General features: G+C 75.1%; 19 protein-coding genes. 8 read left to right on the forward strand and 11 right to left on the reverse strand.

Translation table 11 applies throughout. The features are described 5' to 3' along the window. Window positions 1-42: 42 nt before the first annotated feature. Window positions 43-1,506 (reverse strand): M20/M25/M40 family metallo-hydrolase, encoded by a 1,464-nt coding sequence (locus LC193_RS15410; protein ID WP_226074778.1) that lies wholly within the window; start codon window positions 1,504-1,506, stop codon window positions 43-45. Between the two features lie 141 nt (window positions 1,507-1,647). Here LC193_RS15410 and LC193_RS15415 point away from each other — a divergent pair, with 141 nt between their 5' ends. After that, window positions 1,648-2,571: an AEC family transporter gene (locus LC193_RS15415; protein WP_226074779.1), complete on the forward strand. Its 924-nt coding sequence runs from the start codon at window positions 1,648-1,650 to the stop codon at window positions 2,569-2,571. A gap of 32 nt (window positions 2,572-2,603) precedes the next feature. On the opposite strand, the gene LC193_RS15420 is transcribed toward LC193_RS15415, so the two are convergent. From LC193_RS15420 to LC193_RS15430, 3 genes are read right to left on the reverse strand one after another with little or no spacing between them, the layout of a single operon-like run. After that, window positions 2,604-3,617 (reverse strand): UbiA family prenyltransferase, encoded by a 1,014-nt coding sequence (locus tag LC193_RS15420; protein ID WP_226074780.1) that lies wholly within the window; start codon window positions 3,615-3,617, stop codon window positions 2,604-2,606. Further along, window positions 3,601-4,914 (reverse strand): FAD-dependent monooxygenase, encoded by a 1,314-nt coding sequence (locus LC193_RS15425; protein WP_226074781.1) that lies wholly within the window; start codon window positions 4,912-4,914, stop codon window positions 3,601-3,603. Before LC193_RS15425 ends, LC193_RS15420 begins: the two co-directional genes overlap by 17 nt. Then, window positions 4,911-5,576, reverse strand: a complete 666-nt coding sequence (locus LC193_RS15430; protein ID WP_226074783.1) for a hypothetical protein — start codon at window positions 5,574-5,576, stop codon at window positions 4,911-4,913. Before LC193_RS15430 ends, LC193_RS15425 begins: the two co-directional genes overlap by 4 nt. 107 nt (window positions 5,577-5,683) lie before the next feature. On the opposite strand from LC193_RS15430, the gene LC193_RS15435 reads away from it, so the two are divergent. Further along, entirely contained in the window at window positions 5,684-6,625 is a 942-nt protein-coding gene (locus LC193_RS15435; RefSeq protein WP_226074785.1) for a MurR/RpiR family transcriptional regulator, read from the forward strand. 69 nt (window positions 6,626-6,694) lie between these two features. Here LC193_RS15435 and LC193_RS15440 read toward each other — a convergent pair whose 3' ends face one another. Next, window positions 6,695-7,945 carry a pyridoxal phosphate-dependent aminotransferase gene (locus tag LC193_RS15440; RefSeq protein ID WP_226074787.1) on the reverse strand — a complete coding sequence of 417 codons (1,251 nt, stop codon included), beginning with the start codon at window positions 7,943-7,945 and terminating at the stop codon, window positions 6,695-6,697. Between the two features lie 152 nt (window positions 7,946-8,097). Between LC193_RS15440 and LC193_RS15445 the strand changes: the two genes are divergently transcribed. The 3 genes from LC193_RS15445 to LC193_RS15455 all read left to right on the forward strand — a co-directional run bounded on the left by LC193_RS15445 (window position 8,098) and on the right by LC193_RS15455 (window position 11,487). Further along, window positions 8,098-9,672 (forward strand): SDR family oxidoreductase, encoded by a 1,575-nt coding sequence (locus LC193_RS15445; protein WP_226074788.1) that lies wholly within the window; start codon window positions 8,098-8,100, stop codon window positions 9,670-9,672. A gap of 7 nt (window positions 9,673-9,679) precedes the next feature. Further along, a complete protein-coding gene (locus LC193_RS15450; RefSeq protein ID WP_226074789.1) occupies window positions 9,680-11,107 on the forward strand; it encodes a cryptochrome/photolyase family protein in 1,428 nt (475 codons plus the stop codon). A 155-nt stretch (window positions 11,108-11,262) separates the two neighbouring features. Then, window positions 11,263-11,487 carry a hypothetical protein gene (locus LC193_RS15455; RefSeq protein ID WP_226074790.1) on the forward strand — a complete coding sequence of 75 codons (225 nt, stop codon included), beginning with the start codon at window positions 11,263-11,265 and terminating at the stop codon, window positions 11,485-11,487. A 46-nt stretch (window positions 11,488-11,533) separates the two neighbouring features. Here the strand turns inward: LC193_RS15455 and LC193_RS15460 are convergent, their stop codons facing one another. Further along, window positions 11,534-11,887, reverse strand: a complete 354-nt coding sequence (locus LC193_RS15460; protein WP_226074791.1) for an ArsR/SmtB family transcription factor — start codon at window positions 11,885-11,887, stop codon at window positions 11,534-11,536. A 56-nt stretch (window positions 11,888-11,943) separates the two neighbouring features. Here LC193_RS15460 and LC193_RS15465 point away from each other — a divergent pair, with 56 nt between their 5' ends. Beyond that, window positions 11,944-12,714, forward strand: a complete 771-nt coding sequence (locus tag LC193_RS15465) for an SDR family NAD(P)-dependent oxidoreductase (protein ID WP_226074792.1) — start codon at window positions 11,944-11,946, stop codon at window positions 12,712-12,714. A 49-nt stretch (window positions 12,715-12,763) separates the two neighbouring features. Here LC193_RS15465 and LC193_RS15470 read toward each other — a convergent pair whose 3' ends face one another. Further along, window positions 12,764-13,339, reverse strand: a complete 576-nt coding sequence (locus tag LC193_RS15470) for a TetR/AcrR family transcriptional regulator (RefSeq protein ID WP_226074794.1) — start codon at window positions 13,337-13,339, stop codon at window positions 12,764-12,766. A gap of 66 nt (window positions 13,340-13,405) precedes the next feature. On the opposite strand from LC193_RS15470, the gene LC193_RS15475 reads away from it, so the two are divergent. Beyond that, window positions 13,406-13,996: a dihydrofolate reductase family protein gene (locus LC193_RS15475; RefSeq protein WP_226074795.1), complete on the forward strand. Its 591-nt coding sequence runs from the start codon at window positions 13,406-13,408 to the stop codon at window positions 13,994-13,996. 63 nt (window positions 13,997-14,059) lie between these two features. Here LC193_RS15475 and LC193_RS15480 read toward each other — a convergent pair whose 3' ends face one another. Further along, entirely contained in the window at window positions 14,060-14,896 is an 837-nt protein-coding gene (locus LC193_RS15480; protein WP_226074798.1) for a class I SAM-dependent methyltransferase, read from the reverse strand. 191 nt (window positions 14,897-15,087) lie between these two features. Further along, a complete protein-coding gene (locus LC193_RS15485; RefSeq protein WP_226074800.1) occupies window positions 15,088-17,715 on the reverse strand; it encodes a rhamnogalacturonan lyase in 2,628 nt (875 codons plus the stop codon). 351 nt (window positions 17,716-18,066) lie between these two features. Here LC193_RS15485 and LC193_RS15490 point away from each other — a divergent pair, with 351 nt between their 5' ends. Next, on the forward strand, window positions 18,067-20,358 hold the full coding sequence (locus LC193_RS15490; RefSeq protein WP_226074801.1) for a terpene synthase family protein: 2,292 nt from the start codon (window positions 18,067-18,069) through the stop codon (window positions 20,356-20,358). Between the two features lie 138 nt (window positions 20,359-20,496). On the opposite strand, the gene LC193_RS15495 is transcribed toward LC193_RS15490, so the two are convergent. Continuing rightward, on the reverse strand, window positions 20,497-21,354 hold the full coding sequence (locus LC193_RS15495; protein ID WP_226074802.1) for a maleylpyruvate isomerase family mycothiol-dependent enzyme: 858 nt from the start codon (window positions 21,352-21,354) through the stop codon (window positions 20,497-20,499). Between the two features lie 217 nt (window positions 21,355-21,571). Then, window positions 21,572-21,967 (reverse strand): hypothetical protein, encoded by a 396-nt coding sequence (locus LC193_RS15500; protein ID WP_226074803.1) that lies wholly within the window; start codon window positions 21,965-21,967, stop codon window positions 21,572-21,574. Between the last annotated feature and the right edge of the window lie 39 nt (window positions 21,968-22,006).

The raw sequence follows: 22,006 nt of genomic DNA on the forward strand, positions 1-22,006 counted from the left end.
CCTCCCGCAGTGGTGACGCATCCGGCATGAGGCGTGAAGCGGTCAGCCGCCTGCCGGCGCGTCGGGCGCGGAGGCCGCCGAGGGCGCGCGCCACGCGTACGTTCCGACGGCGTGCGCGACCACCTTCACATGCGTGTCGAACGCCGCGCGCCCCACGTTGTCCAGCCGGTCGCAGGCCGCGTGGTAGCAGGGGTCGTGCGGGGCGCCCGCGGTGCCGCCCCACAACCGCGCCTGCGCCGGGGTCTTGACGGCCTCGGCGCCGGTGAACGTGCCGGCCGCCGGAATGCCGACGGCGACGAAGGGGGCGTAGTCGCTGCGCCCGTCGAACGGCAGGCGTTCGGCCTCCTCGCCCCGCGCGCGCAGGAACGCGGTCAGCTCCTCGGCGACGCCGGGCGCGTCCGCCTGCACGTAGTGGCCGTGGTTGGGGGAGCCGACCATGTCGAAGTTGAGGTACAGCGCGATGTCGTCCCGTTCGTCCGGCGACAGGCCCTTCACGTAGTGCTTCGCGCCGAGCAGCCCCAGCTCCTCGGCCGACCACAGCGCGAACCGCACCGTGTGCGGGTGCCGCCCCGCCGGGCCGCCGGCCTCGGCCAGCCGCAGGGCGGTCTCAAGGACGGCGGCGGAGCCCGAGCCGTTGTCGTTGATGCCCGGCCCCTCGGGGACGGAGTCGAGGTGGGCGCCGGCCAGTACCACGCGGGAGCCGTCGCCGCCCGGGGTCTCCGCGATGACGTTGACGGTGGTCCGTTCCTCGGACAGCTCGGTCAGTTCCAGCCGCAGCCGCACCTCGTGCCCCGAGGCGAGCGCCGCGGCCAGTTCCGCGCCGTCCTCGCGCGTGATGCCGCCGGTCGGCAGGGTGTCGGGGTCGGGGCCGCCGAGGGTGCCGGAGAGCGTGCCGGGCACGTTGTTGCGGATGAGCACGGCGGCGGCGCCCGCGGCCCTGGCGTTCGCCTCCTTGGCGGCGAAGGTGCAGCCGCCGCGCTCGACGAGCGCGATCCGGCCGGGCGCGTCCGGGCCGAACCGGGCCGCCTCGCAGCCGTCGCCCGCGTCGGCGAGGCGGGCGGTCAGGCCGCCGTCCTGGGTGTTCCCGGTGTGGGAGAACGCGCGCACCGGCACGTCCCGCGGCTCGCCGTCGAGGCGGGTCAGCCGCTCCGTGACCGGCTCGCGGTAGGGGAACGTGAAGCGCTGGTACGTGACGCGGTAGCCGGCCCGGGCGAGCAGCGTTCCGGCGTAGCGGGCCGACCGCTCGTGGCCGGGGGTGCCGGCCGCGCGGTTGCCGTCGTTCGCGTCGGCGATGCGTTGGAACGCCTCAAGGTGCCGCCACGCGCCCGCGGCTCCGGTGCGTTCCACGAGCGCGCGGGCCAGGGCGCCCGACCGGTCGTGCGCCGTTTCGGGCTCCGGCGTGCGCTCAGGGGCGGCGAGCGCCGCCGGGGTGAGCACCGCTGTGACCAGCAGCGCGAGCAGGGCGAGGGGGACGAGCGGGGCGGCTCTGCCAGTGCGAAACGTCACAAAACGGGACTTTATCCCCCGCGAACTTCAGATGGGAGGATTGTCGGAGTGAAGGCGGGTGTGGCCGCCTTCCGCCGTCCGGGATCATCGTGACCGGACGCGTGTTCCATTCGGAAGTTCGATGATGCGAAGGCTGGCGTTGTGGGCGGAGTGATCACCGGCTTCGCCAGCATCGCCACCGTCATCGCCGTCGGGTACCTCATCGGCCGGCGCGGCTCGCTCGGCGAGAACGGGCGCGAGGTGCTGACCCGGCTCGGCTTCCACGTCGCGAGCCCCGCGCTGCTGTTCGTCACGCTCGCCGGGGCCGACCTCTCGTTGATCTTCTCGCCCTCCCTGCTGGTGACGGCCCTCACCACCCTCGCGATCGCGGGCGTGTTCATCGCGGTGGGCGCGGTGCGGCGCTGGGGCGTGGGCCGCACCACCGTCGGCGCGCTGTGCGCCTCGTACGTCAACGCGGGCAACCTCGGCATCCCGATCGCCGTCTATGTGCTCGGCGACGCCTCGCTCGTCGCGCCCGTCCTGCTCTTCCAGCAGCTGCTGCTGACGCCGGTCGCGCTCACCGTCCTCGACCTGACCGCCGAGGGCGGCAGTCGGCGCACGCCGTGGCAGCGGGTCACGACCCCGTTCCGCAACCCCCTCGTCATCGGCTCGCTCGGCGGCGTCGCGGTCTCCGCGTCCGGCTTGACCCCGCCGGACGCGCTCCTCGAACCGGTCGTGCTCATCGGCAACATGGCGGTGCCCGCCGTCCTGCTCGCGTTCGGCATCTCGCTGCACGGCAGCACCCCGCCGGGGCGCGGCGCCGAGCGCGGCCCCGTGCTGCTCGCGGTGGCCCTCAAGTCCGTCGTCCAGCCGCTGCTCGCGTGGGCGGTCGCGGCGCTGCTGTTCCGCCTGGATACGGCGGAGCAGCTGAACGTGGTGGTGATCGCCGCGCTGCCCGCGGCGCAGAACATCTTCACGTACGCGTCGCGCTACGACGTGGCCGTCCGCCTGGCGCGCGAGGCGATCCTGCTCTCCACGCTGCTGGCCGTGCCCGTGCTCACCCTCGTCGCGGCGCTGCTCGGCTGAGGCCCCGGCCCGCCGGGCGGCGCCCGGCGGCCTCAGGCCGGCAGCGCGTGGCGCGCGAGCAGCGCGGCCACCACGATGCCGAGCGCGGCGGCCGGGTAGAGGCTCGCCCGGTTGAACAGCGCCATCGCGTGCTCGGGGCCCGGCGCGCGCAGCAGCCGCAGCCCGGGCGCGATGAGCGCCCAGCCGCTGAGCGCGAGCATCGCGCACGTCGCCGCGGGACCGAGCAGCCCGTGCGCGGGCCACACCCCGAGCAACATCCCCGCCCCCGCGACGGCGGCCACCGCGAGGGAGCCGAACGTCAGCGCCGCGCTCACGCGCGGTCCGTGCCGCAGGGGAACGGTGCGCACACCCAGGTGCACGTCCTCCTCGACATCGGCCCAGTCGTTCACGATGTTGCGCCCGCCGATCTCCCACGCCGCCAGCCACACGCAGAACAGCCACAGCACCGGCCGGTCCACCGCGGGCGTCATCGCGAACCAGCCGAGGCAGCCGCCGCACGCCACCAGCACGCCGGTCAGCAGGAACTTCCACTCCGTCACCCGGGCCAGCACGCAGTAGAGCGCTTCGAGCAGGGCCGCGACGACGAGCAGCACGGCGCACACCCAGTGCAGCAGGGCCCAGAGCACCAGGGACACCGAGCCGAGCAGGGCCACCCAGGCCACGCCGGCGGCCAGGCTCAGGCGCCCCTGGGCCAACGGGTGCCGCCCGCCCGCGCCGTCGATGTCGAAACCCTCGTACGCCCGCAGGCAGGCGAACCGTTCGCGGTCGAGCCTGGCGTCGATCAGGTCGTTCGCGGCGAACACCGCGAAGTACCCGGCCACGCACGCGACCAGGCACAGCGCGAGCCGGCCCGGCGGCGGGTCCGGGTCGGCGAGCAGCGCGCCGAGCAGCGGCTGCGCCACGCTCAGCGTCGCCTGCGTGCCGCGCGAGAACCCCCACAGGGCGCGGGCCAGCTGCCATGCGCCCTCCGGGGCGCCGTCCCGCGCCGGGCGGTCGGCGCCGTCCCGCGCGCGGGTGGGCGCCGGGCGGTCAGTCGAGAGCGCCACCGGCGTTCCCCTCGTCCTCGCGGCCGGACTCGCGGCCCGACTCGCGGCCGGAACCGACGTAGGCGTGGGCGAACGCGGCGGCGTGCGGGCCGCCCTCGGCCAGCCGCTCCAGCGCGGCCAGCCGCAGCCGCAGGCCGAAACCGGGATCGGCCGCCTCGTCCGCCGACAGGTGCAGCAGCCGCAGCAGCCGGTCGGAGAACTCCTGAACGCGCCACACGTCCGGCAGCCGCCGCGCGCCGTAGCCGTCGAGCACCGCGGGTCCGTCGAGCACCGCGGGTCCGTCGAGCGCCGCGCGTCCGCCGTGCGCCGCGAGCCCGTCGCCGCGCCCGCCGTGGTGGCGGGCCAGGGCGTCCGCCAGTTCGACGGCGTCCGCGATCGCCAGGTTCATGCCCTTGGCGCCCGAGGGCGTCACCACGTGCGCCGCGTCCCCGGCGAGCAGCAGCGGCCCGAACCGCATCGGCTCGGTGACCTGGCTGTGCATCGTCAGCACGCGCGTCTCCGTGAAGCCCGCGATGCGCGGCAGCTCGACGGGCGCGAGCCGGGCGCGCAACTCGGCGTGCACGCGGCGCGCGGGCCAGGCCGCCGCCTTGTCGCCCGGCGGGCACTGGAGGTAGAAGCGGCTCGTGTGCGCGGTGCGCGGCGCCATCGCGGCGAAGCCCTCGGCCGACACGCCGTACACGACCCCATCGGCCGGCCGGTCGACCTCCGCGAGCACGGTCAGCCAGTCGTACGGGTAGCGCCTTCTGGCCACCCGTGCGCCGGGCGGCAGCGCCCCGCGCGTGGCGCCGCGGAAGCCGTCGCAGCCGACGACGTGCTCGCAGCGGATCTCCACAGGGCCGCGTTCCCCGGCGCACACGAGCCGGGGCGGACCCGCCCCCGTGCCGGGCGGTGAGGTCACCGCGGTGCCGAACAGCGGGGCGCGCCCGGCCCGTTCGAGCGCGGCGACGAGGTCGCGCACCAGAAGCTGCTGCGGGTACACGACGTGCGCGCACCCGCCGGTGAGCGCTTCGTAGTCGACGCGGACCGTTCGCCCCAGGCACACGAAGTCGCACCAGCCGTGCCGCTGGCCGCCGGCGAGCAGGCCGTCGGCGAGGCCGTGGCGGCGCAGCGCCCGCACGGTCCTGTGTTCGATCAGCCCGGCGCGGGAGCGGGACTCCACGTGCGCGCGCGAGCGCCGTTCCACGACGACGCAGTCGACGCCGGAACGGGTCAGCAGGTTGGCGAGGACGAGTCCCGCGGGGCCCGCGCCGACGATGGCCACCTGGGTGCGCAGTCGCCGCACGACGGGGCCGCTCACGTGGCCGGCACGGCGGCCGGGTTGAACAGTTCGTCGATCAGGGCGAACGGCTCCTCGCCGTGCCAGACGACGTACGTCTTGTAGCACGCGGTGAGGTCGCGCCCGCCCTCGCCCTGCCAGGGCCTGCGGCCCACGCAGAGCAGCGTGCGGCGGTGCCCGGTCCCCGCCGCGTGCAGCGCGGGCCCGAGCGGGATGGACGTGCTGGTCAGGCAGGGTTCGATGCCGGGAGCCAGGCCGATGCGCGCGACCACGTGGTTGACCGAGAGGGCGAGGCCGTCGCGCCGCGTGGTGGCCGAGTACCGCACCAGGACCTCCGCGTCCCGGTCCGTCCGCAGCAGCGCGGACACGCCGTCCCCGGCGTCCTCGGCGCGGGCTCGTAACTGCGCGAGACAGTGCAGGCGCAACGATTCGCCTGCCAGGGCTTCGAGCAGCGTGGTGGTCAGTCCCTCGCTGCTGAGCAGCATGCGGGTCGCGGGCGAGGCGAAGCCGCGCACGCGCCGGCGCGGATCGGCGTCCCCGCCGAGCGCGGAGCCGAAGATGGCGTCGAGGGGCACGTCGAGCGGCACGTCGAGGGGGAACGCGAGCGGCAGCGGCTCGCGCGGCGGCGCGGCCCGCGGGAGCGGATCCCGTGGGACCTGGGTGGAAGGGGCAAGAACCGACATGTGATCTCTCCTCACCGGCGGGCGTCCTTGAGTGCCAACGCGCGGCGGCGTGGTCAGGTCACGGCCCGGTCACCGCCGCCGGAGCGCCGGCGGGCACAATCCACCCCATGGCCTCCGCACCCAAGCCGCCGCGCGGGCCGGGCGCGCCGTCCGGCGCCCCCGGCCCGCCCCGGACGTTCGACGCGCTCGCCGACCTGCTCCGCGAGCGCCGCGCCGCGCTCACCCGCGCGCAACGGCTGCTCGCCGACCGGGTGCTGGCCGACCCGGAGGGGGTCGCCTTCATGACCGTGTCCGAGCTGGCGGCGGCCGTCGGGGTGAACGAGGCCACGGTGGTGCGTTTCGCCTCGGGTCTCGGCCTCGACGGCTTCCCCGGCCTGAGCCGGCTGTGCCGCGAGCGGCTGCGGGAACAGGCCCAGCTGCTGCGCCGGTTCCGCGCCCTCGAACAGCTCGGCGGCGAGGGCGCGTCGAGCCTGCTCGACGGCGCCGCCGCCCTCGACCGCGCCAACATCGCGCGCACGTTCGCCCGGGTCGACGAGGCGACGTTCGGGGCGGCGGCCGAGGCGATGGCGCGTGCGCCGCGCGTGCACGTGCTCGGCCTGCGCAAGTGCCACGCGCCCGCGTACCTGCTCGGCTACCTGCTGGGGATGGTGCGCGACGACGTCGCGACGCTCACCGGCGCGTCGGGCGCGCTCACCGACGAGCTGCGGCGGGTCAGGGAGGGCGACTGCTTCGTGGCGCTCTCCATCCACCGCTACGCCGCGGACACCGTGCGGGCGGCGGCCTGGGCGCGCGAACGCGGCGCGCGCTGCGTCGCGCTCACGGACAACCCGGCGTCGCCGCTCGCGGCCTCGACCGAGCACGTGTTCTACGTGGAGGCGGCGGGGCCCTCGGTGCTGCGGTCGCTGACGGCGTTCACGTCCCTGGTCCAGGCGCTGGCGGCCGAGGTCGCGCGGATGCGCGGCGCCGATGTGCGGTCGGCGCTGCGCGCCGAGGAGGAGCTGTTTGAGCGGTTCGGCGTGTACGACGCCGAGCCGCCGTCCCCGCGCTGAGGGCGGGCTCCGGCGGAACGCCCGTTGCGATGGGCGTGTCGGTCGTGATTCTCCTGTCGGTCGTACCGGTCACGGACGGGCCGGGGGCGCGGTGAGCGCGGCGAGCGCCGTGCGCAGCCGGTCGAGCGCGTCGGCGATCCAGGGCAGGCCGAGCGGGTCGTCGGCGCGCAGCGCCCGCCACCGTTCCGCCTCGGTCTCGCCGTAGAGCAGGCTCGTGGCGACGCGGAACCGCAGGGCGCCGGGCTCGTCGCCGAACGCCTCGCCCGGCAGCACGCCCACCCCGTGCTCGTCGAGCAGCGCGGCGGCGAGCGCCGCCGAGCCGTCGACGCCGCGGGCGGCGAGGCCGGCCCGCAGCGGCGCGAGGTCCGGGTACAGGTAGAAGCCGGCCTCCGGCGGGCGGCACAGGGCGCCCGCTTCGGTGAACGCGGCGTGCGCCGCCCGGACGACGGCCGCGTGCAGGCGGCGGGCCGCGGCGACGTGCGCGAGGACGGCGGGCGGGTCGTCGAAAACGTACGCGGCGGCGGCCTGCGTCGGCGCGGCGGCGCTCGACCAGATCTCGCTCGCCACGCCCGTCAGCCCGGCCAGCAGCTCCTCGCCCCAGGGCCCGGCGGGAACGCGCGCGAACCCGATCCGCCAGCCGCCGAGCGCCAGCGACTTGCTCAGGCCGCCGGTCACCACGGTCCTCGCGGGCAGCCACGCGGCCGGGCTCACGGGCGGCGGCGTGCCGTCGTGGACCAGCTCGCCGTAGATCTCGTCGGCGATCACGGCGAGCCCGTGCCGTTCGGCCAGCTCGCACACGGCCCGCACGTGCTCGGCGCGGGCGACGGTGCCGGTCGGGTTGTCGGGAACGGTCAGCACCAGCACGCCGGGGCGCTCCTCGCGCAGCACGCGCGCCAGCCGCTCGGGTTCTGGCACGCCGCCGGCCTCGGGCGGCACGGGAACGCCGATGACGCGCTTGCCGGCCAGCGCGCTCTGCGCGGCGTAGCTCACCCAGGCGGGCGACGGCAGGACGACGTCGCCGGGGAGGGTGGCGAGCAGCGCGTACAGCAGCGGCTTGCTGCCCGGCCCGAGCACCACCTGACCGGCCGAGGTCGGCAGGCCGCGCCGCGTGAACCACCCGGCGGCGGCGCGCCGCGCCTCGGGCGAGCCGGCCACCGGGCCGTACCCGTTCCGCCCGGCCGCGTCCCGCAGGGCGGCGGCCACCTCATCGGGGACGGGCAGGCCCGCCTCGCCGAAGCCGAGGTGCAGGACGCGCTGCCCGGCGGCCTTCCTCGCGCGCAGCGTCTCGTCGATGGCCAGGGTCGCGGAGTGTCTCACCATGCGGCAATGTCTACTGCATGGTCGGGGCTCTGTGCAATATTCCTTGCATGCGAGCCGGGCCGCGCGGCGTCCCCCGCGGTTGCGGGCCCGGCCGGCCGCGCCAAACATGGCGGCAGGGGGACCGGCCGGGCAACGGACCACGGGAGGACCGCATGACCCTGCGCTGCCTGGTGACCGGCGCCACGGGCTATCTCGGCGGCCGGCTCGTGCCCGAGCTGCTCGCGGCCGGGCACACCGTCCGCTGCCTGGCCCGCACGCCCGCGCGGCTGAACGACCGCCCGTGGGCCGACCGGGTCGAGGCCGTGCGCGGCGACGTCACCGACCCGGCCTCGGTGCGTTCCGCGCTCGAAGGCATCGAGGTCGCCTACTACCTGGTGCACGCGCTCGGGGGGCGCGGCGCGTTCGAGGAGATCGACCGCGAGGCGGCGCACGTGTTCGCCGCCGCGGCGCGCGACGCGGGCGTCCGCCGCCTGGTCTACGCCGGGGCGCTCACGCCCGAGGGCGTTCCGGAGCGGGAGCTGTCGCCGCACCTGAGGTCCCGCGCCGAGGTCGGGCACATCCTGCTGGACTCGGGCGTGCCGACGGCGGTGCTCCGCGCCGCCGTCGTCATCGGCTCGGGCTCCGCGTCGTTCGAGATGCTGCGCCAGCTCGGGGAACGCCTTCCCGTCATGGTCACCCCGCGCTGGGTCCGCACCCGCGTGCAGCCGGTCGCCGTCCGCGACATGCTGCGGGTCCTGGCCGGCAGCGCCGAGCTGCCCGCCGACGTCAACCGCGCGTTCGACGTCGGCGGCCCCGACGTGGTGACGTACGAGACGATGCTGCGCCGCTACGCGGTCAGGGCCGGGCTGCGCAGGCGGCTGATCGTTCCGGTGCCGGTGCTCACGCCCGGTCTTTCCAGCCTGTGGGTCGGTCTCGTCACCCCGCTGCCCGGCCGGCTGGCCCGTCCGCTGGTGGAGTCGCTGCGCCACGAAGTGGTGTGCCGCGAACGGGACATCGAACGGTACGTTCCCCCGCCGCCCGGCGCACCGCTCGGCCTGGACGCCGCACTCGACGCGGCCCTCGACACCACCTCGGGCCCCACCCCCGACCTCTCCCGCGACCGGGCCAGGGCGCGGGCGCGGGAGAGGCCGGGGGAGAGGCCGGGGAGCAGGGAACGCGAGCGGGAGCGGGAGGTGGAGTCCGTTCCCGGCGGGTCCCGGGACCGCGCCCCGGCCGACGCGGCGGCGGGGCCGTTGCCGAGCGACCCGGCGTGGGCGGGCGGCAGCCTGTACACCGACCGGCGCGAGCGCGCCGTCGACACCTCGCCCGAGGCGCTGTGGCGCGTCGTCGAGGGGATCGGCGGCGAGAACGGCTGGTACTCCTCGCCGGTGGCCTGGGCCGTGCGCGGCTGGCTCGACAGCCTCGTGGGCGGCGGCGGCCTGCGACGCGGCAGGCGCGACGCGGCGCGCCTGCGGGTCGGGGACGCGCTCGACTTCTGGCGCGTGGAGGCGCTCGAACCCGAACGCCTGCTGCGGCTGCGCGGCGAGATGCGCGTGCCGGGCACCGCGTGGCTTGAGCTGTGTGTCGACCGGGACGACGAGGGCCGCACGGTGTACCGTCAGCGGGCCCTGTTCCACCCGCGCGGCCTGGCGGGGCACGCCTACTGGTGGGCGGTGGCCCCGTTCCACGCCTGGGTCTTCGGGGGCATGGTCCGCACCATCACGAGCACCGCGCAGGCGGAGGGGTGAGTCCGCGATGAGCCGGGACCGCGAACGTGCGCAGCACGAGGGCGCCAAGGGCGGCAGGGGCGGCAGTGGTGCGAAACACGACGGCGTGAACGGCGCGAACGGCGCGCGGGCCGTGTCCGTCGCGCTGTTCACCGCCGACCTGCGCCTGCGCGACAACCCGGTGCTGCACGGCGCGCTGCGGGACGCCCCCGAGGTGGTGCCGCTGTTCGTCGTCGACGACGGGGTGCGCGCGGCCGGGTTCCGCGTGCCCAACCGGGCGGCGTTCCTCGCCGACTGCCTGGCCGACCTCGACGCCGCGCTGCGCGAGCGCGGCGGGCGGCTCGTCGTCGCGCGCGGCGACGTCGTCGCCGAGACGTGCCGCGTCGCGGCTGCCGTCGGCGCGGCGACGGTGCACCTCGCCGCCGACGTCAGCGGCTACGCGGCGCGCCGCGAGGAGCGGCTGCGTGCCGCGCTCGCCGCCGACGGGCGGCGGCTGACCGTGCACGACGCGACGGTCACGGCCGTGCCGCCCGGCGTGATCGCGCCGCAGGGCAAGGACCACTTCGCGGTGTTCTCGCCGTACTTCAGGCGCTGGGACGCCATGTCGCTGCGCGACGTGCTGCGCGCGCCGCGCACGGTGCGCGTGCCCGAGGTGCGGTCCGCGCGCCTGCCCGCGGCCTCGGACCTGGCGTCGGGCACGCCGTCACCGGGCCTGCCCGAGGGCGGCGAGTCCGCGGCGCGGCGGCGGCTGCGCGCGTGGGAGCGCGGACCGCTGGACGCGTACGCTGACCGGCACGACGACCTGGCGGGGGACGGCACCTCGCGCCTCTCGCCCTACCTGCACTTCGGCTGCGTCTCCGCGAACGAACTCGTGCACCGCTCCCGGCGGCACGGCGGCGCGGGCGCGGACGCGTTCGTCCGGCAACTGGCCTGGCGCGACTTCCACCACCAGGTGCTCGCCGCCCGCCCGGACGCCGCGCACCGCGACTACCGCGACCGGCGGAGCGAGCCGTGGCGGAACGCCGACGCCCTCGCGGACGCCGTCACGGCGTGGCGCGAGGGCAGGACCGGTTTCCCCATCGTGGACGCGGCGATGCGGCAACTCGCGCACGAGGGCTGGATGCACAACCGCGGCCGGCTGCTCGTGGCGAGCTTCCTGACCAAGACGCTGAACGTGCACTGGCGGGTGGGGGCGCGGCACTTCCTCGACCTGCTCGTGGACGGCGACCTGGCGAACAACCAGCTCAACTGGCAGTGGGTGGCGGGCACAGGCAACGACACGCGCCCCAACCGGGTGCTGAACCCGTTGAGCCAGGCCCGCCGTTTCGACCCGCGCGGGGACTACGTGCGCCGGTGGGTGCCGGAGCTGGCCGGGGTCGAGGGCCGGGCCGTGCACCGCCCGTGGCGGCTGGACGCGGACCTCGACTACCCGGACCCGATCGTCGAGCCCTGGTGAGGACGCGGCTCGGGCGAGGCCGCGACCCCGGTGGGCCCGGGCGGCGCCGTCGCGCTGCTCCCCCCGGGTGGTGTCCTGGCCCGGCGGGCCTCGCGGGGGGCGTGGCGGGGCATGTCTGCGGTTCCCGCTTTCCCCACGCACCGCCGGAGGTACCCATGGCGACGGGTTCGATCATCTTCAGGTCGGCCGACGGCCGAACGCAGGTCATCGACGAGCCGGAGAACGGCGGCCGGTTCCCGCTCGGGGAGGCCGGGCTGCTGGAGAACAACACGGACCGCGAACTGCGGCTCATCCCGCCGGCCGGGCAGGGGGACCCCGCCGTGCTCCAGCCCGGCGGCAGCGCGCAGATCGAGGCGGGCTCGGCCGTCCACGTGGTCTGAGGCCCGGCCGCCGAACGCCTGCCGCCCGCCGCCGAACGCCCGCCGGCTACGCCCCGGGCGCGCCCGAGGCCGCGAGCACGTCGTGCCCGACGTCCTCCCGGTCGGCCGCGTCGAGCACCGCGTCGAGCAGCCCGGGGAACCGGGCGTCGAGGTCGGCGCGGCGCAGTTCGACGAAGCACCGCGTGCCCTCCTGCCTGGTCCGCGTGATGCCCGCGTCGCGCAGCACCCGCAGGTGGTGGCTGAGCGTGGACTTGGCGACGGGCGCGCGCAGGTCGCCCCAGGCCCGTTCCGCGCCGTCGGACAGCAGGCGGACGAGCCCGATCCTGACCGGGTCGCTCAGCGCGGACATCGCCGCGATCAGCGTCATCTCGCCGGTGCTCGGGTGCCGCACATCTCGCATGGACACGATGATACGTTCGTTCTATGTTCGTCGAACATCGAACGAAGGGTGACGCCTTGTCCCAGCACTCCCCGGCCCCCGGCCGGTTCCACCAGCGCGTCACGATCGTCACGGGCGCGGGGTCCGGCATCGGCCGGGCCGCCGCCCTCGCCCTCGCGGCCGAGGGGGCCCACGTGCTCGGCGTCGGCCGCCGGCCGGGACCGCTGGAGGAGACCGCCCGCGCCCACCCGGGCATCGTCGCCTTCCCGGCGGACATCCGCGCCCCCGGCGCCGCTGAGGCGGTCGTCGGCGCGGCGGTGGACCGCTGGGGCCGGATCGACGTCCTGGTCAACAACGCGGGCGGCATGGACGCCATGACCCTGCCCGAGGTGACGGCCGAGCGGGTGGCGCGGATGTTCGACCTGAACGTGATCGCCCCCAGCCTCCTCGCCCGCGCCGCCCTGCCGCACCTGCGGGAGACGCGCGGCTCGATACTCAACGTCTCCAGCATCTACGGTCACCGGCCGGGTGCCGGGGTGTCCCACTACGCGGCCTCCAAGAGCGCGCTCGAACAGCTCACGCGCTCCTGGGCGCTCGAACTGGCCGGAGAGGGCGTCCGCGTCAACGCCCTGGCGCCGGGGCCGACCGAGAGCGAGGCGCTGCACGCCGCCGGGCTGCCCGAGGAGGTCATCGCGGCGGTCAAGGCCGAGGAGGCCGCCCGCATCCCGCTCGGCCGGCGCGGCGAGCCGGAGGAGGTCGCCGCGTGGCTGCTCCACCTCGCCGATCCGGCCGCCACGTGGTTCACCGGCCAGGTCCTCGCCGTCGACGGCGGGCTCAACCTGACCTGACGAACGCCCGACCCGGCCTGAAGAAACGCCCGACCCGGCGCACGCCGGGTCAGGGCAGCACGATGCGCTCGACGGCGGCCTGCACCAGGCGTTCGCGCTCGTCCTCGGAGTACAGGTCCGGCAGCGTGAGCTGTTCGAGGATGAGCCAGTTCAGCGTCAGCATCAGGAGCCGGACGGCGGTCGCGTCCCCCGGCAGCCCGGATGCCTCGTGGTACGCGACGTTGGCGTCGGCGTCCGCGCGGACGCGCGCGGTGAGGACCTCGCGCAGGCGCGGGCGCCGGGTCGCCTCCAGGCGCAGTTCGAGCAGGGCCAGGTAGCCGGTGCGGAACGCGCTGACGCGGCCGACCAGTTCGCGCATCAGCGTCACGTACGTGTCCCGGTCGCGCGGCGCGTCCCGCAGGCGGGCCACCGCGGCCTCGTCCGGCTGGAGGCGTTCGTAGAAGCGCTCGCCCACCTGCGTGAACAGCTCGTCGCGGTTGGCGAAGTAGTTCGAGGCCGTGCCCTTCGGCACCCCGGCGCCGGCGTCGACGGCGCGGAAGGTGAGGCCGCGCGCCCCTTCCTGCGCCAGTACCTCGATCGCGGCGTCCAGCAGCGCCGCCCGCCGTTCGTCGTTCCGCCGCACCATTGACACCACTCCAGTTGTAGTACTACGTTCTCACCGGTCACAGACTACTATGCTTGGAGTGGTTTTATGCGAAAGCTCGTCTACTACATCGCCGTCACCCTCGACGGCCGCATCGCCGGACCCGGCGGCGAGTACGACTTCTTCCCGCTCGGGAACGAGGAGCAGGCCGCCGGCTACGCGGAGCGGATGAACGCGCGCTATCCCGAGTTCCTGCCGACCGCCGGGCGGGAGATGTTCGGCCTGGCCGACGTCCCCAACCGCCGCTGCGACACGGTCGTGATGGGCCGCGGCGCCTACCTGCCCGGGCTGGACGCGGGCATGACCAGTCCCTACGCCCACATGCGGCAGTACGTCGTCTCCCGCACCCTCGACGTCGGCATCGACCCGGACGTCACCGTGGTCCCCTCCGATCCGCTCGGCCTCGTCCGCCGGCTCAAACAGGAGGACGGCGGCCTGGACATCTGGCTCTGCGGCGGCGGCCGGCTCGCCGGGGAACTGCTCCCGGAGATCGACGAGTTGATCATCAAGAGCTACCCGGTCGTCGCCGGGGCCGGGCCCTCGGTGTTCGACGGGGCGTTCGATCCCACGCTGTTCACGCCCACCGCACGCGAGACGTTCGACAACGGCGTGCTGGTCACCTGGTGCACGGCCCGCTGACGCCCGGCGCCCGCCGGACGCGCGGCGTCCGGCAGGCGCCGGGCGGGTGCGGCGGGCGCCCCGTCAGGGCCTGCGCGCCTCGATGAGGAAGCGCTGCGCGTGCGCGACGAACGGGCCGTGCCGTTCGATGAAGTCGTGCAGCTCCACGAGGCGTTCCCGGTAGGCGTCCGCGGTGAAGCCCGGCACGGTCCAGATCACCTTGCGCAGGAAGTGCACGACGGCCGCGATGTCGTGGAACTCCATGCGCAACGCCTGCTGCCGCACGTCCACGACGACGAGCCCCGCCGACTCCGCGACGGCCACGGCGCCCGTCGGCGTCGCGCCCGACCTGGTCGTGAACGGCCGGGCCGGCGGGGGCGGCGGGAAGGGGTTCTGCCCCATCATGAACTCCGTCAACTCCCGCACGCTGCCCGCCCCCACGTGCTGCGCCAGGTAGGTGCCGCCCGGCCGCAGCACCCGGCGCACCTCGTCCCACCGCGTCACCACCGGGTGCCGGCTGACCACCAGGTCGAAGTGCCCGTCGGGGAACGGCAGATCCGCCGCGTCGTCCGTCATGGCGACGACGGTCGCCCCGAAGGGGGCCAGGTTCCGGCGGGCGATCCCCACGTTCGGCGGCCACGACTCCGTGGCCGCGAGCACGGGCGGCAGCACGGGAACGGCGGCCAGTACCTCGCCGCCGCCCGTCTGCATGTCGAGCGCCGCCTCCGCCGCCCGCATCCGGTCCGCGAGCAGCGACGAGTACCCCCAGGCCGGGCGTTCCTCCGTGGCCCGCCCGGCGAACCACGAGAAGTCCCAGCCCTCCGTCGGAACGGCCTCGCCCTCGGCGACGAGTTCATCGAACGTGGCTGCTATCCCGGGAGACATGAGGTTCCCGGGGCTCCCGGGGCTTGCGGTGCGCATGCGGCGAGGATCGCAGACCGCCGGCGGCCACGCACCAGAATTCGCCGCCTTCCCGAGGGGCCGTGACGACGCCCGGCGCCCCGGGGCGGACCCGAACGAACCCGAACGAACCCGAACGGGCCGAACGGACGCGGCGCGCGGCCCGTTCGGCCCGGGGGCGCGGCGGGGCCGTTCACCGCGCGCCGCGCGGATCAGCGCAGCGTGCGGATCAGCGTCTCGGCCCGGTGGGTGAGCGCCGCGCGGGCCGGGTCCGCAACGCCGCGCAGGTGTTCGAGCGTCGCGGTGAACCGTTCAAGCGCCCTCGCCGCCGAGGCGTGGTCGCCGCGCGCCATGTGCAGCTCGGCCTTCACCGTCCACGGCTTCAGCAGCAGCGCGGAGAGGAACGACACCTCGCCGCCCGCCACGCGCCCGGCCAGGTCGTCGGCCAGCGCGGCCACCCCGCCCGGGGTCCACAGGTCGGGCACCGGCACGGCGGAGAAGTCCATGTCCGAGGCCAGGTAGAAGCCGGTGTAGGACGGCTGGTTGTACGTCGTCTGCTGCCGCGCCACCTCGGCCCGGTACTGCGGGTCGTGCATCAGGGTGTACAGCTTGTGGCCGGTGAGTTCGGTGCTGAGGTACAGCCGCAGGCCGGTGCTGTCCGCCGTGGGCACGAGCAGCTCCTCGCGCCAGTCGCCCAGGACGTCGGCGACCAGGGACGGATTGCCCTTGGTGTGGTTGTTCGTCCTGGTGCCCTCGGCCGTGAGCAGCGTGCCGCGCCGCCAGTCCTCGACGACCGTGTCCTCGCCGAGATACCCGTACCCGGCCACCATCTGGGCCGTCAGGTCGCCCGCCCAGCGGATGCTCTGGTTCGTGCCGGGCGTCCGCTCCCCGAGCCGCCGGCCGTCCGCGCTCCACAGGCCGACGCCGTCGGGGTCGGTGCCGCCCTCGGGGTGGTTGGCCCACGTCTCGATCCCGGGCTCGTCCGGGTCGACGTCCCCGATCATGCCGCGTCCGGTGTCGACGCCGGTGTACTCGCCGTAGATGACCTCGCCGGTCGCGGCGTCGCGCAGCGCGTAGCCGAGCGGCGCGCTCGCGCCGCCCTCGTGCACGGTGTAGATCTCCAGTCCAGGACGCGCCGGGTCGATGTCGGTGACGTGCATCGCGTCGCCGTGGCCGAGGCGGGCCTGCGCGCCGGGGTCGGCGCTGCCGGGCGGCATCTCGGCGAACGAGCTGTACAGCAGGCTGCCGTCGTCGTCGATGGTCGCGGACCCGTAGACGACCTCCTGCCGGCCGTCGCCGTCGACGTCGGCCGCGCTCAGCGAGTGGAAGCCCTGCGTGGTCAGCGTGCCGAACTCGGGGTCGGTGCCGTCGACGCCGTGCGGGCCGTCGTTGAACGGGTTGGACATCGGGGTCCAGCCGCTGTCGACGTTCCAGTCCTCGCGCAGCCTGTGCCCGTCCCAGCGGTAGGACACCAGCGTGGAGCGCGTGTAGTAGCCGCGCGCGAACACGGCCGAGGGGTGCTGCCCGTCGACGTAGGCGACGGTGGACAGGAAGCGGTCCACGCGGTTGCCCGGCTCGATGCGGGCCATGGCGTAGTCGCCCCACATCAGGCCGTCGTCGTGGCGGCCCGGCTCGTAGCGGACCGTGTCGAGCTCGCGGCCGGTCGCGCCGTCGAACACGCTGAGGTATTCGGGCCCTTCGAGGATGAAGCCCTCGAACGCGCGCAGGTTGTTGCGCGCGCTGCGGGAGGGCGCGTACTCGTCCATGAAGTGGTCGGCCAGCGCCTCGGCGTCCTCGCGGGACAGGGGGTAGTCGTGGGCGGGCGCGATGCCGAACGCCTCCTCAAGCGTCGCGGGCCAGTTGCCCGCCACGACCTCGGGGTGCTCGTGCCAGTCCTCGAACATGCCGACGACGTGCGCGTAGTAGTCCTCGGCACTCATCCGGTAGTCGTCGTCGTGCCCGTATCCCGCGCGGATGTCCTCGCGCGGCATGGTGATGTGGCGCTCCGAGGCGACACGGCCGTCCGGGTGGTAGCGGGTGACCTTGGTGCCCGGCGCGGTCTTGAACATGATCTCCGAGCGGCCGTCGCCGTCGAAGTCGTGCACGAGGAACTGGGTGTAGTGGGCTCCGGCGCGGATGTTCACGCCGAGGTCGACGCGGTGCAGCAGGGTGCCGTCGAGGCGGTAGGTGTCGAGGTAGACGTTGCCGGTGTAGCCGACCTGGGAGACGTCCTTGGCGTTCGACGGGTACCACTTGACGACGTACTCGTACTGGCCGTCGCCGTCCACGTCGCCGACGCTGACGTCGTTCGCCGAGTAGGTGTACGCCTCGCCGGCCGGGGTGACGCCGTCGGCCGGCTTGTCCAGCGGCAGTTCGTAGTAGCCGTCGGACCAGGGGGCGACGGGCTCGCTGAGGTCGACCTCGACGCCGTCGACGACGGCGGCCACGCGGTACTCGGCGCCCGCGGGCGCTTCGGCGTCGAGGTAGTTGGTCGATTCTGTGACGGTGCCGAGCAGTTCGCCGTCGCGGTACACGTGGAAGTCGGCGCCGGTCAGGCCGGTTTCCGAGTGCCCGGTGACCTCGGTGGCCAGCAGCCGCCAGCTGAGGAACACGCCCTCCTCGGTGGCGACGGCGGCCAGACCGCGGTCGAGGTGTTCGAGCTGGACGCCGCCGGGCGCGGGGCGCTCGGTGCCGCGCGCGGCCGGTTGCGCGGCCGGTTCCGCCGCCCGCGCGGGGGCGGTGCCCGCCGCGGCGAGCAGGCCCGCGGTCATCAGGCCGGCGAGCGGGGCGGCGATCAACCGCCGGTGCCTGGCCCTACGTCGTCTGTCCGCTGGTGTCATCGGGTGACGCCCTTCTTGCCTGTCGCGCGTTGAGCCTTCGGCCTGCCGCGCGAGGCCGGTCGTGAGGTGCTTGATGGGTGCGGTGGCGCGCTGGACGGGCGCGTGGAAAGGGGACGAGAGCGGATTGAGTCGTTTCAATGAGACGTTTCAAAACGGGTCGGCGCGACAGTATGAGGGGGCGGGTCCGCCGTCAAGAGTTCGCGTCGGTACGCAGCGCGACCGCGCACGCGTCGCATGGTTCACTCGAACCGGCGAATTGAGGTGCGAATTGTTCTGATTGTCCTGCGGTGGGCCGGAGCACGGGCAATGCTGTGGGCCATTCGGGTGCCACGCGATGCCGGGAGACGCGCCATGACACAGCCCTTCGAACTGCCCGCGTTCTACATGCCGTATCCCGCGCGGCTCAACCCCCACCTCGACGCGGCCAGGGAGCACTCGCCGCGCTGGGCCGCACGCATGGGGATGCTGGAGGGCTCCGGGATCTGGACCGGCGCCGACCTCGACGCGCACGACTACCCGCTGCTGTGCGCGTACACGCACCCGGACGCCTCGGCCGAGGACCTGTGCCTGGTCACCGACTGGTACGTGTGGGTCTTCTTCTTCGACGACCACTTCCTTGAGACCTTCAAGCGCACCCAGGACCGGCCGGGCGGCAAGGCGTACCTCGACCGGCTGCCCGCGTTCATGCCGCTCGACCCGGCCGCGGGCACCCCCGAGCCGACGAACCCGGTGGAGGCCGGGCTCGCCGATCTGTGGGCCAGGACGGTGCCTGCCATGTCGGCCGCGTGGCGGCGCAGGTTCGCCGAGAGCACCGCCAACCTGCTGAACGAGTCGCTGTGGGAGCTGTCCAACATCAACGCCGGCCGCGTGCCCAACCCCGTCGAGTACATCGAGATGCGCCGCAAGGTCGGCGGCGCGCCCTGGTCGGCGGGTCTCGTCGAGTACGCGGCGCGCGCCGAGGTGCCGGCGGCCGTCGCGGCGAGCCGGCCGCTGCGCGTGCTGCGCGACACCTTCTCCGACGGCGTCCACCTGCGCAACGACCTGTTCTCCTACCAGCGGGAGATCGAGGACGAGGGCGAGATGAGCAACGGCGTCCTCGTGCTGGAGACGTTCCTCGCGTGCTCGACGCAGGAGGCCGCCGAGGCCGTCAACGACCTGCTGACCGCGCGCCTCCAGCAGTTCGAGCACACCTGCGTGACCGAACTGGGCCCGCTGTTCGCGGAGTCCGGGCTCGACGCCGCGTCCTGCGCCGCGGTCCTCGCCTATGCCAAGGGACTTCAGGACTGGCAGTCGGGCGGCCACGAGTGGCACATGCGCTCCAGCCGGTACATGAACGGAGCGGTCGGCGGTGGCGCGGCGCACGCGCACGCGCCCGCGCCCGGCCTCGCTGCGCTGCCGACGCTGCCCGGGCTGCCGCCAGGACTCGGCACCGCGGCCCTCCGCGCGCCGGGCGGCGCGCGGCGCGGCCCCGGCGGCGTGACGACCACCCGCAGGGCGGAGGCGGCCAGGGCCAGGCGGTTCCGGCACGTGCCGCACCGGCGCGTCGGGCCCTCGCTGCTGCCGGACTTCCCCATGCCGTTCGACCTGCGGCTCAACGTGCACCTCGACGGCGCGCGGACGCGCCTGGCCGCGTGGGCGCACCGGGTCGGCATCCTCGACGGTGCGCCGTGGACCGAGGCCAAGCTGTACGACTACGACCTGCCGCTGTGCGCCGCGGGGCTTGCCCCCGACGCACCGGCCGACGCGCTCGACGTGGTCTCCGGCTGGCTGGCATGGGGCACCTACGGCGACGACCTGTACCCGGTCCTCTTCGGCCGCACCCACGACGTGGCGGGCGCGCGGGCCGTGACCGAGCGGATCGCGCAGTTCATGCCCGTCGAGGACCCGAACGCGATGCCGGTCCCGGTGTCAGGGCTGGAACGCGGCCTCGCGGACCTGTGGCCGCGCACCGCGGGGCCGATGACGCTGCCCGCGCGGCGCAGGTTCCGCGAGACGATCGAGGTGATGACGGCGAGCTGGGTCTGGGAGCTGGACAACCAGGCGCAGAACCGCATTCCCGAGCCCGTCGACTACGTCGAGATGCGCCGGCAGACGTTCGGCTCCGACCTGACGATGTGCCTGGCCAGGCTCGGGCACGGCCCGAAGGTGCCGCAGGAGGTCTACCGCAGCGGTCCGATCAGCTCACTGGAGAACGCGGCGGCCGACTACGCCTGCCTGATGAACGACGTGTTCTCGTACCAGAAGGAGATCGAGTTCGAGGGGGAGATCCACAATGGTGTGCTGGTGGTGCAGGACTTCTTCGACTGCGACTACCCGGCGGCGCTGCGCGTGATCGCGGACCTGATGGCCGAGCGCATGCGGCAGTTCCAGCACGTCGCGGCGCATGAGCTACCGGTCTTGTACGAGGACTTCGGGCTCGACGACGAGGTGCGGGGCATCCTCGACGGGTACGTCCGCGACCTGGAGAACTGGCTGGCCGGCATCCTGAACTGGCACCGGTTCTGCCGCCGGTACCGCGAGAGCGACCTGCGCAGGCACGCGCAGGGCGCGTTGTGGCCGCTGGGCGCGCCGACGGGCCTCGGCACCTCGGCGGCCAGGATCACCCGGCTGCTCGGCCCGCCCGCGGCGCGCCGGGCGTCGTAGGCGGGATCGGTCGGGCTGGGCGCGTTGGACGGGTTGGACGGGTTGGTCGTATCGCTCGTGTCGGGCGCGTTGGTCATGCCGGTCGTATCGGCCGTGCCGGTCCTTTCCGCCACGGGTCGGCGGTGATGCCGCGGCCGGTCAATGGACGATGGACACGATCCGGCAGGCAGCCGCCGCCAGTTCGCGGTCGCCGTGCAGGCGGGCCAGGGTGAGGGCGTCGTCCGGTGCGATGCCGCGGGTGCACAGGCGCCAGGCGGTCTCCGGGTCCAACTCGACGGTCGCGGCGGGGTGTTCGCCCGCGGGCGGGGCGAGCGACCAGCGCTCGCCCGTCGCGGTGGCGGTCCACGTGCCGCCGGCCGGGCCGTCGATCCGCACGCGGAGCTGGGTGCCGACCGGCGCGTCGACCGCGCGCAGCGTGTGCGGAAGGGCGCGCATGAAGGTGTCGAGGACCACGGACCACAGCCGTGGGTCGGGGTCGGTGCCCCGCCCGGCGGCGTGCCGGATCTGCTGGCGGTGCGTCCAGAACTCGGTGAGTTCACGGGCGCTGTCCAGCCACATCGGTGCCGGGTCGGCTCCCGCCCAGGACACGCCGAGCGACGGGGAGTCGGGGTCGGTGGCCTCGAAGTACCGGACGGTCTGCCCGCCCACCAGGTCCAGGGTGTCGGTGAGCGCGGCCGGGCTCACCCGGGCGAACGCGGCCACCCACTCCGCGTTGGCGCGGTGGATGAACGCCTCAAGCGCCTCGCCCGGCGCGGGTGACGGCCCTCCCCGGTGTCCGTCGCGGGCGCGGGCGAGTCGCCCGTAGCAGTCGCCCAGAATGTGGGCGGCGAGATCCCGCACGGTCCAGCCCGGCACCGCTTCCCTGCCCCAGTCGACCGGCGCGAGGTCGCGCAGCAGCGCCATCAACGCGGCGTGCTCGGGGGCGAACAGCGGCCGGGCGTCGATCGGGGCACCGAGCCAGGCGTGACCGGCTCCGCCGCCTCGCGAGGTGTCCATGACCGCAGTCTGCCGCCCCGCGCACCCGGCGGCCACCGCTTATGCGGTCCGGGCACCGGAACCCGGCACCGCAGGCATCGCGGCGGCCGTCCGGCCGTTGAGGCGCCGGGCCGTGTCGGGCCGTCCGGCCGTTGAGGCGCCGACCGTTGCGCTGCCGGGCCGGTCCATCCGACCGTTGCGCTGCCGGGCCGTCGCGCTGCCGGGCCGGGCCGAGGCGTCAGCGGGCCGCGGCCCGGCGGGCGTTCGGACTCTCGGGCAGCAGCAGACCGGCGAGCGTGAGCGCGCCCCACCCCACGGACACCGCGACCGCGCCGCCGCGCCGCGCCGGGCCCGGCAGCGTCGCGCCCAGCAGGACGGCGTCGCCGAAGTCCGCGGCCAGCCGCACCGCCGCGGCCGTGCGCAGCGCCGCGCCCCGGGGCGCGAGCGCCAGCGCGAGCCCGCACGCGGCCTCGCGCAGCCCCAGGGGCCGCAGCGACGTGCGCACCTCGGCGGCGGTCCGCCCGTCGGGACCCGCGAGCCCGGACGGTTTCGCGAGCAGGCCGGGCCGGACCGTCACCGCCACCCCGTACGCCGTCGTCGCCACACCCACGGCTCGCAGCACACTCGTACGCATGGGTCAACTGTGCCGCACGCCCGCCCCGGCGGCACCACG

The organism is Streptomyces marincola (assembly GCF_020410765.1).
In the GTDB taxonomy this organism is placed as follows: domain Bacteria; phylum Actinomycetota; class Actinomycetes; order Streptomycetales; family Streptomycetaceae; genus Streptomyces; species Streptomyces marincola.

What these genes read in the sequence shown, in the direction of transcription:
- LC193_RS15470 (WP_226074794.1), bottom strand. Translation starts at nt 13,339, where the DNA reads ATGGTGCGGCGGAACGACGAACGGCGGGCGGCGCTGCTGGACGCCGCG.
- LC193_RS15430 (WP_226074783.1), bottom strand. Translation starts at nt 5,576, where the DNA reads ATGTCGGTTCTTGCCCCTTCCACCCAGGTCCCACGGGATCCGCTCCCG.
- LC193_RS15440 (WP_226074787.1), bottom strand. Translation starts at nt 7,945, where the DNA reads ATGGTGAGACACTCCGCGACCCTGGCCATCGACGAGACGCTGCGCGCG.
- LC193_RS15495 (WP_226074802.1), bottom strand. Translation starts at nt 21,354, where the DNA reads ATGGACACCTCGCGAGGCGGCGGAGCCGGTCACGCCTGGCTCGGTGCC.
- LC193_RS15485 (WP_226074800.1), bottom strand. Translation starts at nt 17,715, where the DNA reads ATGACACCAGCGGACAGACGACGTAGGGCCAGGCACCGGCGGTTGATC.
- LC193_RS15490 (WP_226074801.1), top strand. Translation starts at nt 18,067, where the DNA reads ATGACACAGCCCTTCGAACTGCCCGCGTTCTACATGCCGTATCCCGCG.
- LC193_RS15435 (WP_226074785.1), top strand. Translation starts at nt 5,684, where the DNA reads ATGGCCTCCGCACCCAAGCCGCCGCGCGGGCCGGGCGCGCCGTCCGGC.
- LC193_RS15455 (WP_226074790.1), top strand. Translation starts at nt 11,263, where the DNA reads ATGGCGACGGGTTCGATCATCTTCAGGTCGGCCGACGGCCGAACGCAG.
- LC193_RS15500 (WP_226074803.1), bottom strand. Translation starts at nt 21,967, where the DNA reads ATGCGTACGAGTGTGCTGCGAGCCGTGGGTGTGGCGACGACGGCGTAC.
- LC193_RS15460 (WP_226074791.1), bottom strand. Translation starts at nt 11,887, where the DNA reads ATGCGAGATGTGCGGCACCCGAGCACCGGCGAGATGACGCTGATCGCG.
- LC193_RS15475 (WP_226074795.1), top strand. Translation starts at nt 13,406, where the DNA reads ATGCGAAAGCTCGTCTACTACATCGCCGTCACCCTCGACGGCCGCATC.
- LC193_RS15445 (WP_226074788.1), top strand. Translation starts at nt 8,098, where the DNA reads ATGACCCTGCGCTGCCTGGTGACCGGCGCCACGGGCTATCTCGGCGGC.
- LC193_RS15450 (WP_226074789.1), top strand. Translation starts at nt 9,680, where the DNA reads ATGAGCCGGGACCGCGAACGTGCGCAGCACGAGGGCGCCAAGGGCGGC.
- LC193_RS15480 (WP_226074798.1), bottom strand. Translation starts at nt 14,896, where the DNA reads ATGCGCACCGCAAGCCCCGGGAGCCCCGGGAACCTCATGTCTCCCGGG.